We start from the raw sequence: 13,368 nt of genomic DNA on the forward strand, positions 1-13,368 counted from the left end.
GGGGCTTAAGCAGCCACGGGACAAACGACTGGGGCGTGCCACTTCCGGACTTAATTGCTCCGCCATGGTAGTCGGGCCCTTGCCAGCGCTGGCCCTTCAAGTCAGATAGGCAGCTCGCGAGCCAGATACAGCTGATCTGACTTCCAATCATCAAACTCACCATTCTTGATCATGATTTTCATCAGGAACGGCATGGCTGGAGATATCGACCATAAGGCCGTGTCAGGTGTTTGCAGATGCGACTGTGGGTAGAAGGGACTTGAAGGTGGCGTGGGTGATGCACACCGTTGTGCCTTTTGGACTCGTTGCAATCTCAACCTTGGCGTCGATTTGTTGAGCCAATGCGTTTATCAGGCTCGTGCCGAGCCCAGATTTCCTGCTGCCCGGTGTCTGCAACGGCATTCCGGTACCATTGTCCGAAACTGACAGCTTCCAGTCATCTTCATGGGCCTCATACCCGACGATCACGCGACCGGATTCATGATCGTCGCGGAAGGCATACTTCAGGGAGTTGATCAGAAGCTCGGTCACGATCAGCCCCAAGCTCACCGCCTGACTTGACGACGCCATACCGGTACCGGCCACAACGTTTACTATGATACGCCGATTGTCCCCAATGATGGACGCCGCCAGCGCCTCGCAGAGCTTGGACAGGTAACTACCGACCTCAACCCGCTCGGCCTGTCCCACCGCTTGCAGGTGTTGTTGCACTGACGCGACGGACATGACGCGGCGATGGGCATCTTCGAGATGTTGCCGGGTTTCGTCTGACTTCACGCTTCGCGCCTTCATGAGAAGGATGCTGGCGATGATCTGGAGGGAATTAGCAATGCGGTGGCTCATCTCTGCGAGCAGTATATCTTTCTGCTCCAGGAGGCCTTTCAAAGTCCGTTCGGCGGTGCGGCGTTCAGTGACGTCCTCAAAGGCGAGGAGGATCATAGGAGCGCCCTGGGTCTCATCGAACACTTTGCGGGCGTTGAGCAGCATCGTACGCCATCCGATGCGGGGAAACTCCTGCTCGACTTCGAAATCCTCCATCACTTCGGACGCCGGCACGATCCGGTCGAGGAGCAGTCGGAGGGCTGCGATATTCCATTCCCCATCATCCAGGTCATAGAGCATCTGCCCTTGCGTCTTTTCCGGTCCAATTTGGAAGTTCGCGTAAAAGGATCGGCTTGCGGCGATGATCCGCAGGTTTTGGTCAAGCACAAGGAAGGGTTCGCGCACGGTATCCACGACGGCGCGTGCGAGCGTTGTGCTGATGTCAAGCTCATTTTGACGCATAGTGGGACTATGCGCTCACCCCAGTGGATTAGCAAACGCGGGCGGCTGTAGCGTTTCACGGCCTGAAACACCGCGATATCTTTCACTCAATCTTGGCCACAGGATCCGCCAGCAATCATGAAGCTCGCCCCAACCGGCGGACGAGGAGCCTATCTATGACTTGTCCTTCCTAGCCTAGCGCCGCGTTGCTACCGTGAATTTCCTACCCCTCCGTTACGGGGTCCTGGGTCCTTCCAGGCGATCTCGGTCGCGCCGGAAGCTTTTGAGGCCGCACAGGTGCAGGATACGTCCGGACCTCACGATGACTAATTGGATGACCAGCCTCATAGGATGACCTTTGCATCATCAAGGTTTGATGAAGACATTTGGTTGGCTCTGCGGCGTACGTGCAGCGCGTGCCATCCGATGGCCCGATCTTGTAACAGCAAAGACAACCCTTGTTCGAGGAGTGGCCATTCGATGGAACAGAGCGGCGGTGGGGGATGCAGCCAATCCGCGCCCTAGGTCAGCAGGCTGCAAAAGCGCGGGAACGCGCTGCGTTCGCGAGATTTAGGTATGAGACTGACGGCCCATATAGATCCAGGCGCAGTGCGGGAACGGGAGGTAAGCTTGGATGTGATCGTGACACCAACCGACGACAGCAGGGCATGGAACCTGACGGACCTGCTTGGCCGCCCCATGGGCCGGATCACCGAAGCGCCGGCCCAGCAGTTCACAATCCGCCCGGCCGGCCACGCTCTGGAGACCATGGCCGGCATCGAGCATGGCCCCTTCGCATCCCTTGATGCCGCCTTGGCGGCAATCGAGAAACACACGCGGGGCGTCTGCCGGCACCATCCAGGCGAGCATCAACCAGGACCGAAAATCTAGGCGTGAATATCACGAAGGATGCTCCGGACCGCTCCGCCGGGCGTGATGGTAGCTGCTTAGCCTGGACCGTCGGACCCTGAACCGCTCCTAGCTGACGCTGCATTCGCACTGACGCCTTTACTGATGTCACTACTGCTCCATTCACTCTTCAATTCTCGCTCGGCCTGCAGCCAAAACTCCACCTTATGACCCTCGGACCGGCCGTGTTGCTCCCAAAGCTCGTAGGCGCGCTGTCTTACCTGATTTTCAGTACCATTAGTGCTCGGCTCCATCTCGGCATCCTTCCACTGCTTGTCGCCTGGAGCATACATGACAGACCGCGGCTTATTGAAGGCCTCGGAAATTATAAATGTAAGAATTACCCAAAATACCGCTGTTTTAAGTAAGTTTATCCGTGTACTGTATATATCCAATAACTATAGTCGTTCATTGAGTGACTGACATATTACTGCTTTTGATTAAACGCTTAAGCGGCTTCAACTCACATATTTTCGCTATTTCTGCGATGTTATCCACAGATTATTAAGAATGAACGCGTATGTTGGCAGGCCGCCTGAGGTTGGCCAGTTCGCCTTCCCATAGATCGGACCACCTATGAAGCCCCCAGCAATTCTCCTCGCAATCGCTCTCCTCAGCGTGCTCGGGGTCACGCCAGCGATGGCCGACTGCCAGATTGCAGACGCCAAACTCGAAGAGGCCATTCTGCAAAAGCCCGAGCTTCGCGGGAAGGCCAATCGCCAGACGGTTCGTGACCTGCGCAACTTGCGCGACGCCGCGGTCACGCTCTGGTCTTACGGGCGTCACGACGATTGCGAGCGCCTCTTGGGCAACATCCGTGAACTTCTCGCCGGCCCTCCAATGAACTCCCTGGGCGGCAACGATGAGGAGGATGCCGAGAAGCAGATGGACGCTCGCGAGCCAAAGGTCCAACGGGGCGCAGTCCAAGGTCGCCGTGCTGACAAGGATGCTAAGCCACTGATCCACATTGAGGAGCTTGCTCCCGGCCTGAGGGCGGACCAGATCATCGGCGCCGAGGTGCGTAGTGCCGATGATAAGATCGTGGGCGAGGTCAGGAACGTCGTGTTCGGCACGAAAGACCGCCGCGACTATGCAATTGTGGCATCAGGAGGGTTCTTCACACCTGGCAAGGACAGCATCGTCGTCCCGATCCGCTCCCTCAAGGTCTCGCAGGAGCGCGACAGCTTCTTCCTCCCCATGCCGGAGGCGCAGGTGAAGACTATCCCGCACATGCCCGATCAGGATTACAAGTGGCTGTCGGATAACGCATGGCGCACCCGGAACGACGCGCTCTTTGAAGGCCGCCCATAAGAAAGGGGCAGACTCGCGCTTACGCTTCAGTGCCACGAACGCTCTCTCGTGGCGCTCTCAGTCACGAAGAAGCAGTGCTCGGATCAGCTCAAGCAGCCTTTCAGGGCGAACCGGCTTTCCGACGAAATGGGCCCCCGGCGGCAAATCCCCGGGTACGGGGGCAACGCGTCCTGATGCGATCACAACACCAATATCCTGTCGATCCTCGCGCACTCTGCGGGCTAACTCAAAGCCGTTGATGCTCCCGCGTGGCATTTCCAAGTCCGTGACGACAACCTGGACGTCGGGAATAGCCGCGAGAATATGAAGCGCCTCATCCGCGTGAGCCGCCTCCATGACCTTAAAGCCAGCATCGTCCAGCACGTCCGCCAGCATCATGCGGACAAGCGCTTCGTCCTCGACAACGAGAATGAGCGCGCGAATGTCGGGTTTCTTCTCAAGCGGGTCGATCGGAATGGCGTTCAATCCTCTTCGTTCCTAAGGCCACGATAATACTCGGCGGGTGCGGGTCCCCATGGCTTCAGTCGGTTTCAAGACCTGTTGCCATTTCTCGGGTGTGTTCTGGCGTCTATTAGGACGCCTCCGGGAACGAGATCGTGACCGTCAATCCCGCATCGCTGCGCACGTCGATCTCACCCCGGATCTGCTGGACGAGAGACCGGACGAGGCCATACCCGAGTGATCCTTCCCGCAGGCTCGACATCCCGATCCCATCATCCCGGACGACCAGTTCGATCCATCCCGGGTGGCTGCGGCGCGCCTGGACGAGGATCGTCCCTGACCGTGGTGTGGGGAACGCGTACTTGACGGCGTTGGTAACGAGTTCCGTCAGCACAATGCCCAGCGGAACCGCCGTATCGGCCTCCACCAGGATCCCATCTTCCATCTTTGCCTCGAGGCGGATGTGGTCATCGTTCTCTGTGATTGGCCTCAGGGCCTCGCACAGATCTGCCACGTACACGGAAACGTCGACGCGCTGAGCCTTCTCCGACTTGCTGAGGAGGTCGTGCACCCGCGCCATGGCGTTGAGCCGGTCCTGGGCCTCCTCAAACAGAGCCCTGACGGCCGGGTCCGGCTGCCGTCGTCCCTGAATGGCGAGGAGAGATGCAGCAATCGCAAGGCTGTTCTTGGCCCGGTGGTTGACCTCGACCAGCAGCATCTCCCTCTCGGCAACCAGCGCCGACAGTCTGCCGTTGGCTGCTTCCAGTTCCTGGGTTCTGGCCGCCACTCGGGCCTCCAGTTCCGAGGTCAGCGCGCGAAGGTCCTCTTCAGCGTCGTAGCGTCGGGTGATGTTGAGGTAGGAGAGAAAGTGGTTGGTGACGGTGCCCTGGCCGTCATCCACGGGACTGGCGAACAGCATGGCCCGAAACGGGCTGCCGTCCTTGCGGTACTGAAGGATCTCCAGGGTTTCGTCCCGCCCGTCGGTGATCGCGGCCTCATAACGCCGTATGGCCTCAGGGTCGGTGCCTGCGCCGTTCATGAAGTGCGGATCTTGCCCGAGCAACTCGTCCATGCTGTAGCCGGACAACTCGACGAACGCGTGGTTGGCAAAGATAATGGGATTGTCGGGCAGGGTGGCGTCGGTCACGAGCATCGGCATGCGAGTCCGGCGAACGGCCTCGACGAACAGGCCACCCTGCTGCCGTACGGCTTCGATGTGGCGCTCGGACACAGTCCGTTCAGGGGTGTCCGCCTTGTTCTCCTCGAACTCGTTCATGGCCGATCCAGTGTGATGGGGCTGCGGTGACAGGCTGTCAGGTGTTTGGCAGATGCCCTAAATTAGCTTACTTGCGCGCCTTTCGGGCGGCATAGCGGGCATCCCGGGCTGCCTTTTGCTCGGCTTTCAGAGCAATCTGACGCTCGGCTCTTTCTGCTCTCTCTACAACCTCGCTTGCTTCCTGAGCGAGGCGCTGCTCCTGTTCGGCCGCTTGCTGCGCCTCCCGCTCTGCGGCCGCGCGGGCCTGCTCGACAATCTTCGCGCTCTCGCGCTCGGCCAGCTGCGCCTCACGGGCGGTGCTGACAGCCTGCCGTGCTGCTTTGCGCTCGGCCACAGCCGGATCGTCCGCACCCGGCTTGGCCCGGACGCGCTCCAGCATGGCCTTGCGGGCGTTCTGGGCTGTGCTCAGCCGATCGCTAAACCCCTTGTCCTGTGAAACCACTCATGCTCTGATCTCGCTCTCCCGGACAGCCGGCTCCGTCACACCGGATCTGATCCGGTACGAGACTTCGCCGGTCTCGTCGGCTGGCATGAGCCGTAAGACCTTGTAGATGCCGCTGGTACGGCTGTCGGAAATCGGCGCCCGTATGAGGCGCACCATCTGTCGGATCTTGTATTGATGAAACATACTGGCTCTCCACCGTGGGACTGCCAAAGGCAGCACCACGCGTGCAAACAAAAAGCCGCCCCGTGGGAGCGGCCTCGATGATCAGTGCGGATATGCTTGCACCAAAGAGACTGGCTTTATGCCATCTCGATGTTGTTGACGGCGATCTTGCCGGAGCGGCGGTCTTCGGCCGTGTCGAAGGCAACCTTCTGGCCTTCAACGAGGCCGCGCATGCCGGCGCGCTCGAGAGCGGTGGCATGGACGAACACGTCCTTGCTGCCGTCATTCGGCTGGATGAAGCCGAAACCCTTCATGTCGATGTAGAATTTTACGGTGCCCGTGTTCATGGGAGTATCCTTAGGCTATGCGTGAGTGCACGTGAGCTCAAGGACATGCGAAAGCACAACCTCGTACTCGGGTTCGTCGATGTTTGGGATGAGTGTCTGAACGTGCGCCTGGCATACCGAGGCGAAACGGCCCGATTGTTCGGCCAAAAGTCGATACATTGAATATGGGGCTCCCATACCGGATTGCAAGGTGGGATAGGAGTGTTGCCCTCCAGAGGAGCCGCCGCGAGGCTAGATTCCTCACTCCGCCAGCGATAAAAGCACGGGCCTTCTCGACCGCTGCCGCCGTCTCGCAGGCTGCCGCCAGCGGCCCCTTCAGCCCTTGTCCCGTCACAATGAAGAACATGCACTCTCCGCTTGGTTGATCTTGTCGGCATGAGGGATGTGATTCCTGATCCGATGGCCAACCTTTTCTGATGAGGCGGCGGATACCAAATCAGAGCCCGCCAAACCACGGCGATGGTTGGCGGGCTCTTTGTGCTTACGCGGGGGATGCGGCTGCCGGTTTCGGATGTTCAAGGAAGAAGCGCATCATCTCACGGCTTGCATTAGGGCCCTTGGGTTCAGTGTACGAACCTGCCGAACTTCCGCCGGACCAAGCATGACCCGCTCCGTGCAGAACCCAATGCTCGAGCATCGGATGTCCACTGTCATCACACTCGACCGTGCGGGTGTAGCGGATCCCGCCTGGAGTCTGTCCGCGGCTGACGGTCGTTCGGAGATCCGAGCCCGCCCTCGATTGGGCAACAACCTGGTCGCCATTAACGGGGTTGACGGTCGTGTCGCGATCACCATGGAACACGATGGTCGGCACAGGCTGCTTGGCCTCGTTGCGATGAGGCGCCCCACCTTGGCGCATGGCAGCAAATGCCGAGGGCATGTCACGCGCCGCTCCGCACGCCAGACCCGAGTGGACCCCTACGGCGGCATAGAGATCCGGGTAGGCCGAGCCCATGATCGCCGCTGCCGCCCCACCGGCCGAGAGCCCGGCGACGTAGACGCGTCCAGGTTCCACAGAGAGGTCGCGCATGATCTGCCGGGTGATGCCGGCGATCAGCGAGGGCTCACCTTGATCCCGCTGCTGATCGGCTGCGTTGAACCAGTTCCAGCACTTGGAGACATTGGCCGACTGCGCCTGCGCCGGATAGGCAACCAGAAACGTCTGCTCTTCGGCCAGCTCGTTCATCCGCGTTCCGGCGGCAAAGTCGTCCGGCGATTGCGTGCAGCCGTGCAGCATCACCACGAGTGGCACAGGCTGACCCGTGTAGCCGCTGGGGATGTAGAGCTTGTACGTCCTGCTGCCCGCTTCATTGGCAAAGGTCCGCTCTTCAAAGCGGGCGCCCTCAGGCAGCGGGGCCGGTGCACGGGCTGAACCCCGTCCAGCCAAGCCATCCAGGCCGAGCGCGGAACCGGGTTGGCCCATGCGGTCGAGGAAGCCACGCAGCGCTTCCGGCACCTGAGGCTGGCCCGAGCCTCCGGCGAAACCACCAAGTGGACTAGAGGCCTTGGGCGGGAGGTCGAATTTCGGCGGCGTCCAGGCCCCTCCCCCGGCAGATGGCGGCACCATGTCGATGATGCGACGGAAATGCCCTGCTGCGCGGGTGCTCTCATCTCCTCCAGCGCTGCTCGCGGTCGTTGCTGAATGAGCACCCGCAAGCCCTCCCTGAAGGAGTGCCATGGCTTCTGCAAGCCGGCCTTCGCGAGTGAGGCGGGTGGCCTCAAGCATGTCGATGTTGGGTTGTGCATTCATGGGTTCGATCCTGTTGTGGGGTGAAGTAAGGCAAAGCGGCGCCTGCCCCTTCCGCGCGGGAAGGGTTAGGCAGGCTCGAAAGTCAGTGAGGCGGGTGCTACCCGGTGGTCAGCGCATGCGGTCCTTCAGCGCCTCCTTGACAGCGGGACTAGCGTGCAAGGCGCCAAGGACATGAAGGGAGGCGATCGTCTGCTGGGCGAGCTCGGGCGTGACATCACCAGCGATGCTGGCCAGACCGAGCACCTGAATGTGCAGCACTTCTCCGGCCGCTTGCACGGCCTCGAGATCCTGGCGGCTGTAGTGGCGCAGGCCCAGGTCGAGTTGGTGGCGCTCGACGGATTTCCTGACCACCTCGTTGTGCCGGTCGAGCTGATTGCGAATGGCCGTGCGGATGAAGTCAGTCCGGTTGGAGTAGAAACCCTCCTGGACGAGGAGATCAATATGGCCGAGGTCGACATAGCCGAGGTTGATCGTGATCTTCTCGCTGTCTGCCGCCTTAGGCCGAAGTTCGTGTACATTGCCGGCCATGTCTACCCTCCGCACGCCATCTGTCTGGATGGTAAATGGATGGTGCCGTTAGTGAGTTCAAGACCTCCATGCCGATCTTTCGCTGAACCCAACCCGCTGCTTCGCGTCTATGTCAAAGGGCAGGCATCCTGGTCGGGAGCGTAGTCCTTGGGGTGAGATCTGATCAGGAGACCGCAATGCCCATCGTCCAGCATGTCTATTGCAGCGCCATCATCAGCAAGAAGATGTGCGATGCCCTGACGAGCTATGTCTTCTCGATCAGTGCCGCCAAAGGTGGCATCGACGAATTCGTGGTCTACCTCGTGACGGGTGGCGGCAACCCGAGTTCCGGAATGGAGCTCTACAACTTCTTCAAGGCCAGACCCGAGCGCACCACCATCTACAACATGTCGAGCGTTGACTCGGCGGGCGTGCTGTTCTTCCTTGGCTTTCAGACGCGCTTTGGTCTTCCGGCCTCCAGCTTCATGGTGCATCAGACGAAGTTCTCAAAAGCCTCCCTGCCCGACTGGTACAGCTACTCCGACCTGAAGAAATCTGAGCTGGAGCTGCTTGCGGTCGACCAGAAGACCCATCGCGTGATTGCCGCTGAGACGGCCCAGAAGGCTGAGGTACCTCTCTCGGTGGAGGATGTGGAGGCCGCGGCCAGCCGCACGACCATCTACTTCGCCGAGGATGCTTTGCGGCATGGCTTCATCGAGGACATCGTCACTCCGACCATGCCGATCCAGGATATCTTCTATCTAACAGATCAGTATCTCGCCGGACTACCGGATTGAGAGACAGCGCGGCTTTAATGCTTGAGGGCCCATGCCGGATGAGAAGCGAAAGCTGATTGAAACCGATAATTCTATCCAACGGAAGTGCCCGAAAGCAGACGTAACACAGTTATAAATTGTGCAGGGAACGGCCCCCAGGCTAGGAGAGCGGCCACATGAGCAGGATGAGTGGCACGCCCAACAGCACGACGATGACGGACAGCGGCAGCCCCAACTTCCAATAGTCGCCAAACCGGTATCCGCCCGGCCCCATTACGAGCGTGTTGCATTGGTGCCCGATCGGCGTAAGAAAATCGCAGGCTGCACCAACCGCGACCGCCATGAGAAAGGCATCGGGGTTGTAGCCAAGCCGCCCAGCAAAGGTTGCCGCGATGGGAGCCATCACCAGCACCGTCGCTGCATTGTTCAGGAACGGTGTCACGGCCATGGCAGCCACCATGATCAGCGCCAGGGCGCCGTAGGATGGGAGCGTGCTGGCCAGCTGCGACAGCCATCCGGCCAGGAGATCGGCGCCTCCCGTCGTGCGGATCGCCTCACTGACCGGGATGAGAGCCCCCAGCATCACGAGAATGGGCCAGTCGACAGCTTCGTAAGCCTCGCGCAGCGAGAGCGCCCCGAGCAGGACGATCAGGACGGCGGCGGTGAAGAAGGCGGTCGCGACGGGCAGCACTCCGACAGCCGTGAGCACCATGGCGCAGCCCAGGATCACCACGGGAACGAGGCCCTGCCGCACGTTGCCCAGCCGGATCTCCCGCTCGGCCAGCGGCAGGCAACCGAGTTCCTTCAGCTTGTCCGGGAGCCGCGTGAGATCGCCCTTCAGCACCAGGACGTCGCCGGTCTGCAAGGTGATGTCGCGCAGGCGCTCGGTGAACCGCACGCCGCTGCGGCTGACCGCCAGCAGATTGATGTTGAAGCGCTCGTGCAACGCCAGGCGCCTGGCACTCTGTCCGATCAGCATTGAGGTCGGCCCGATGACGGCCTCGACCCCACCTGTCTCCTCGTCCACGTCCTGGCCTTCGGTGGGACGCCTCGCGCCCTCAAGTTCCAGATAGGCGCGGGCGACACCTCGCTCGAGCGCCTCAGGGTCACCCTCCAGGAGGACAATGTCGCCCTCGCGAAGGACGGCATCCGGCAGGGGCATCATGTGCTCGGTTTGATTTCGGACGATGCCCGTCACCAGAACCTCATTGTCACACAGTCTGGCCAGATCACCGACGGTGTGCCCGATGACCGGCGAGGTCGCAGTCACCCGTGCCTCTGTCATGTAGTCGGTGAGATCGATAGCCTCGTCCATGCTTGCAGCAGCTTTGCGACCACCGGGCAGAAGCCGGTAGCCAAAGGCCAGGAACGCCACGCCGGCTGCCGCGAGGCCAAGGCCCACGGGAGTGAAATCGAACATGCTGAAAGGCTGTCCCGTTAATTCCTCGCGCACACGGGAGACGATGATGTTTGGGGAGGTGCCGACGAGGGTGATCAGGCCACCGAGCAGCGAGCCGAAGGCCATCGGCATGAGAAACCAAGAGGGTGAGGCATTGGAGCGACGCGCCAACTGGAAGGCGACCGGGATCATCATGGCCAGTGCGCCGATGTTCTTGACGAAGGCGGACAGGACCGTGACCACTGTCACAAGGATCACGATCTGGCCCTGCACGGACGTGATGTATGGCGAGACGCGATGGAGGGCCGCCTCCAGCACGCCGGAGCGCTCGACCGCCGCACTGACGATCAGCGCACTCGCGACGATGATGACGATGTCGTCCCCGAAGCCGGAGAAGGCCACCTTATGCGGCACGATGCCGGCGAACACAGTGGCCAGGAGGGCCAGGACGGCGACGAGATCGTATCGCAGGCGTCCCCAGACGAACAGGCCCATCATTCCAGCCAAGATGGTAAAGGCGAGGGTCTGGTCCTGCGTCATCGGTTCCGCCTTGGCCGGGGAAGTGTGGTGATAACGCGGAACTTCCCGGTCGGATTGATCATGGTGCTCTGTTTACCTGGCTAGAGGGAGCAACTCCCGTCGAAGCCCGTACCTGCAATGGAGCCGTGTCCTCACCTCACCTGTTGTTCGTGTCGAAATCTTCAAATCTCAGACAGTTTCAGAACCGGGAAACAAAGGTATGTTCAAGCTCAGCAGGTTAAGGCTCCATTCAGTCTGGGTGCTCCCTGCGGCCGCGCTGTTGTTCTTTGCGCTCGCCTCCATTTACGGCTTGAGCGGTGACACCATCTCCTCGCCGATTGGGATGCTTTTTGCCTCCGCACTGATCCCTCTCCTGATCGGCACCGTGTTCGCGGCGGTCCACCATGCCGAGGTCATCGCGCGCCGCACAGGAGAGCCCTACGGCACCCTGGTCCTCACCGTTGCCGTCACCGTGATCGAGGTTGCACTCATCGCCTCCATCATGCTGAGCAGCGACAGCAGCCCGGTGCTTGCTCGTGACACAGTGTTTTCGGTGATCATGATCGTTAGCAATGGACTCGTCGGCCTATGCATCCTGCTCGGCGGGCTGCGTTATCGCGAACAAGGCTTTCGGGTGACGGGCGCAAGTGCCTACCTCGTCGTTCTGATCGTGCTCGCAACTCTCACCCTCGTTCTGCCGAACTACACGCAGGCACGCCTCGGGCCGTTCTATTCGCCCAGCCAACTCATCTTCGTGACCCTGATCACCCTGGCACTCTATGGCGTGTTCCTCTACATCCAGACTGTGCGCGACAGGGATTATTTCCTTGTGCTCGACACCGAGGGTCTGGGTGCGAGCTCGGAGATGCCTCGAAATCGCTCAGTTCTGGTGAGCGCGGCTCTGCTCGTCCTCTCGCTCAGCGCGGTTATCCTGCTCTCGAAGATGTTCGCTGCTGTCGTGCAGGCGGGTACGGCACTCGTCGGCGCTCCTGAAGCTGTCATAGGGGTCGTTGTGGCCCTGCTGGTTCTGCTGCCGGAGAGCGTCGCGGCGGTTCGGGCGGCACAGGCAAATCAGCTGCAGAAGAGCCTCAATCTGGCTCTCGGCTCGTCACTGGCCACCATCAGCCTGACAATTCCCACGGTTGTGGCGGTCAACCTCACGCTCCAGAAGGACCTCGTGTTGGGGCTCGATGGCGAGGACACCGTGCTGCTCATGCTCACGGCTGTCGCGAGCCTTCTCACCTTCGGTACCGGGCGGACCAACATTCTCTACGGCTTCGTCCATCTCGTGATCTTTGCGACGTTCCTGTTTCTCGTGTTCGTCCCTTAGAGGAAGACGTCGCTCAGGATTAGTGCTCGTCCACCTTCTTGTCAGGGACGGGATATCCCCGTCTCCATAGCCCCGCCGGCCGTTAAGCTTAACCTTCGAAGCCAGAGCGGGTTGCCCTTCCAGGCGCCTCACTGCTTTCCGGATGGCGCTGACAACATCCTGAGCGGTTTCGAGGAAACCTTTGTGCATACCGGCCTCACTTTCTGCGCCCCAGCTACCCTGAGGCGGTTGATCCGCTCAGTCTAACCACCCGGCCTGGGATCCAGCGCTTCCGAGAACATCATAGTCAGGACGGGCTGATTGGCTCTGTCCATGATCTCGATCTGCCAGCTTCGCCGATCCTCGCCCTTTTGATCCCCTACTGCGATCATGTCGCGTACCTTGTCGGTGGCAGCAACTCGCATAGCCTGAAGGTCAGAATACACCTCCCCTTCGGGATCCTCGATCACACCGCCCTCGGTCCGGACGTTGAAGTAGTAGAGAGCTGGTTCTCCCTTGGATGGAGGGTGCGGCTTTCGCGAGCGGTGAGATCGGGGCGCCCCGCCCTCATCATCCCACCGTTTGAGATCCTGACGCTGGCTTGGCTTCTTAGGATCTTGGCTCATGATCACAATATATAGGGCAGAAAGCTGGCTTTTTGATATCCACCCCAAGCATGAGGCGATCGATAGACGATAACGCGTCCTCTCCACCGCCGGCCGGCCAAAGGCGACCATTATCTGCAACGACGTGCCTATCGTCCGGAGCCGAGGACCCTCCAGATACTTCACGCGTGCCTCAGCAGCCTGTGCAGATGCCCTTCGTGAGAATCTTCATCTTGCGATCCCAAATTCGTTCCTGCGCCTCGGCCTTGGTTCGGGCCGCTCTCGCCATCGTGGCGGATTCATCCGCCGTGTACGACTTCGCCGCTGACACCGCTGGGATTACTGCCTC

Annotated in this window: 15 protein-coding genes; 4 read left to right on the forward strand and 11 right to left on the reverse strand. The window is 60.5% G+C overall.

Annotation, left to right across the window (positions count from 1 at the left end):
- Positions 1–222 precede the first annotated feature (222 nt).
- Positions 223–1,284, reverse strand: coding sequence for a sensor histidine kinase (locus HPT29_RS27025; protein WP_173945834.1), 1,062 nt, complete (start codon positions 1,282–1,284; stop codon positions 223–225).
- A gap of 621 nt (positions 1,285–1,905) precedes the next feature.
- Between HPT29_RS27025 and HPT29_RS27030 the strand changes: the two genes are divergently transcribed.
- Positions 1,906–2,154 carry a hypothetical protein gene (locus HPT29_RS27030; RefSeq protein ID WP_259060927.1) on the forward strand — a complete coding sequence of 83 codons (249 nt, stop codon included), beginning with the start codon at positions 1,906–1,908 and terminating at the stop codon, positions 2,152–2,154.
- Between the two features lie 56 nt (positions 2,155–2,210).
- On the opposite strand, the gene HPT29_RS27035 is transcribed toward HPT29_RS27030, so the two are convergent.
- The gene (locus tag HPT29_RS27035; protein WP_349774732.1) at positions 2,211–2,465 is read right to left on the reverse strand and encodes a DUF2934 domain-containing protein; all 255 of its coding nucleotides are present in this window, start codon (positions 2,463–2,465) and stop codon (positions 2,211–2,213) included.
- Between the two features lie 283 nt (positions 2,466–2,748).
- On the opposite strand from HPT29_RS27035, the gene HPT29_RS27040 reads away from it, so the two are divergent.
- Positions 2,749–3,483: a PRC-barrel domain-containing protein gene (locus HPT29_RS27040; RefSeq protein WP_173945837.1), complete on the forward strand. Its 735-nt coding sequence runs from the start codon at positions 2,749–2,751 to the stop codon at positions 3,481–3,483.
- 57 nt (positions 3,484–3,540) lie between these two features.
- Here the strand turns inward: HPT29_RS27040 and HPT29_RS27045 are convergent, their stop codons facing one another.
- From HPT29_RS27045 to HPT29_RS27075, 7 genes are all read right to left on the reverse strand, one after another.
- Positions 3,541–3,948 carry a response regulator gene (locus HPT29_RS27045; protein WP_259060929.1) on the reverse strand — a complete coding sequence of 136 codons (408 nt, stop codon included), beginning with the start codon at positions 3,946–3,948 and terminating at the stop codon, positions 3,541–3,543.
- A gap of 106 nt (positions 3,949–4,054) precedes the next feature.
- Entirely contained in the window at positions 4,055–5,200 is a 1,146-nt protein-coding gene (locus tag HPT29_RS27050) for a sensor histidine kinase (protein ID WP_173945838.1), read from the reverse strand.
- Between the two features lie 67 nt (positions 5,201–5,267).
- The gene (locus tag HPT29_RS27055) at positions 5,268–5,642 is read right to left on the reverse strand and encodes a DUF6481 family protein (protein WP_173945839.1); all 375 of its coding nucleotides are present in this window, start codon (positions 5,640–5,642) and stop codon (positions 5,268–5,270) included.
- Positions 5,643–5,828 (reverse strand): hypothetical protein, encoded by a 186-nt coding sequence (locus tag HPT29_RS27060; RefSeq protein ID WP_173945840.1) that lies wholly within the window; start codon positions 5,826–5,828, stop codon positions 5,643–5,645.
- Between the two features lie 116 nt (positions 5,829–5,944).
- Positions 5,945–6,154, reverse strand: coding sequence for a cold-shock protein (locus HPT29_RS27065; protein ID WP_173945841.1), 210 nt, complete (start codon positions 6,152–6,154; stop codon positions 5,945–5,947).
- A 481-nt stretch (positions 6,155–6,635) separates the two neighbouring features.
- The gene (locus tag HPT29_RS27070) at positions 6,636–7,904 is read right to left on the reverse strand and encodes an extracellular catalytic domain type 1 short-chain-length polyhydroxyalkanoate depolymerase (RefSeq protein ID WP_173945842.1); all 1,269 of its coding nucleotides are present in this window, start codon (positions 7,902–7,904) and stop codon (positions 6,636–6,638) included.
- 108 nt (positions 7,905–8,012) lie between these two features.
- Positions 8,013–8,432 (reverse strand): CopG family transcriptional regulator, encoded by a 420-nt coding sequence (locus tag HPT29_RS27075; RefSeq protein ID WP_173945843.1) that lies wholly within the window; start codon positions 8,430–8,432, stop codon positions 8,013–8,015.
- A 176-nt stretch (positions 8,433–8,608) separates the two neighbouring features.
- On the opposite strand from HPT29_RS27075, the gene HPT29_RS27080 reads away from it, so the two are divergent.
- Positions 8,609–9,208, forward strand: a complete 600-nt coding sequence (locus HPT29_RS27080; RefSeq protein WP_173945844.1) for an ATP-dependent Clp protease proteolytic subunit — start codon at positions 8,609–8,611, stop codon at positions 9,206–9,208.
- A 139-nt stretch (positions 9,209–9,347) separates the two neighbouring features.
- Here HPT29_RS27080 and HPT29_RS27085 read toward each other — a convergent pair whose 3' ends face one another.
- A complete protein-coding gene (locus HPT29_RS27085) occupies positions 9,348–11,126 on the reverse strand; it encodes an SLC13 family permease (RefSeq protein ID WP_259060934.1) in 1,779 nt (592 codons plus the stop codon).
- Positions 11,127–11,325: 199 nt separating this feature from the next.
- Here HPT29_RS27085 and HPT29_RS27090 point away from each other — a divergent pair, with 199 nt between their 5' ends.
- Positions 11,326–12,435: a calcium:cation antiporter gene (locus HPT29_RS27090; RefSeq protein ID WP_259060936.1), complete on the forward strand. Its 1,110-nt coding sequence runs from the start codon at positions 11,326–11,328 to the stop codon at positions 12,433–12,435.
- 242 nt (positions 12,436–12,677) lie between these two features.
- Here the strand turns inward: HPT29_RS27090 and HPT29_RS27095 are convergent, their stop codons facing one another.
- A complete protein-coding gene (locus HPT29_RS27095; RefSeq protein WP_173944976.1) occupies positions 12,678–13,205 on the reverse strand; it encodes a DUF6894 family protein in 528 nt (175 codons plus the stop codon).
- Between the last annotated feature and the right edge of the window lie 163 nt (positions 13,206–13,368).

Source organism: Microvirga terrae (genome assembly GCF_013307435.2).
Lineage (GTDB): Bacteria > Pseudomonadota > Alphaproteobacteria > Rhizobiales > Beijerinckiaceae > Microvirga > Microvirga terrae.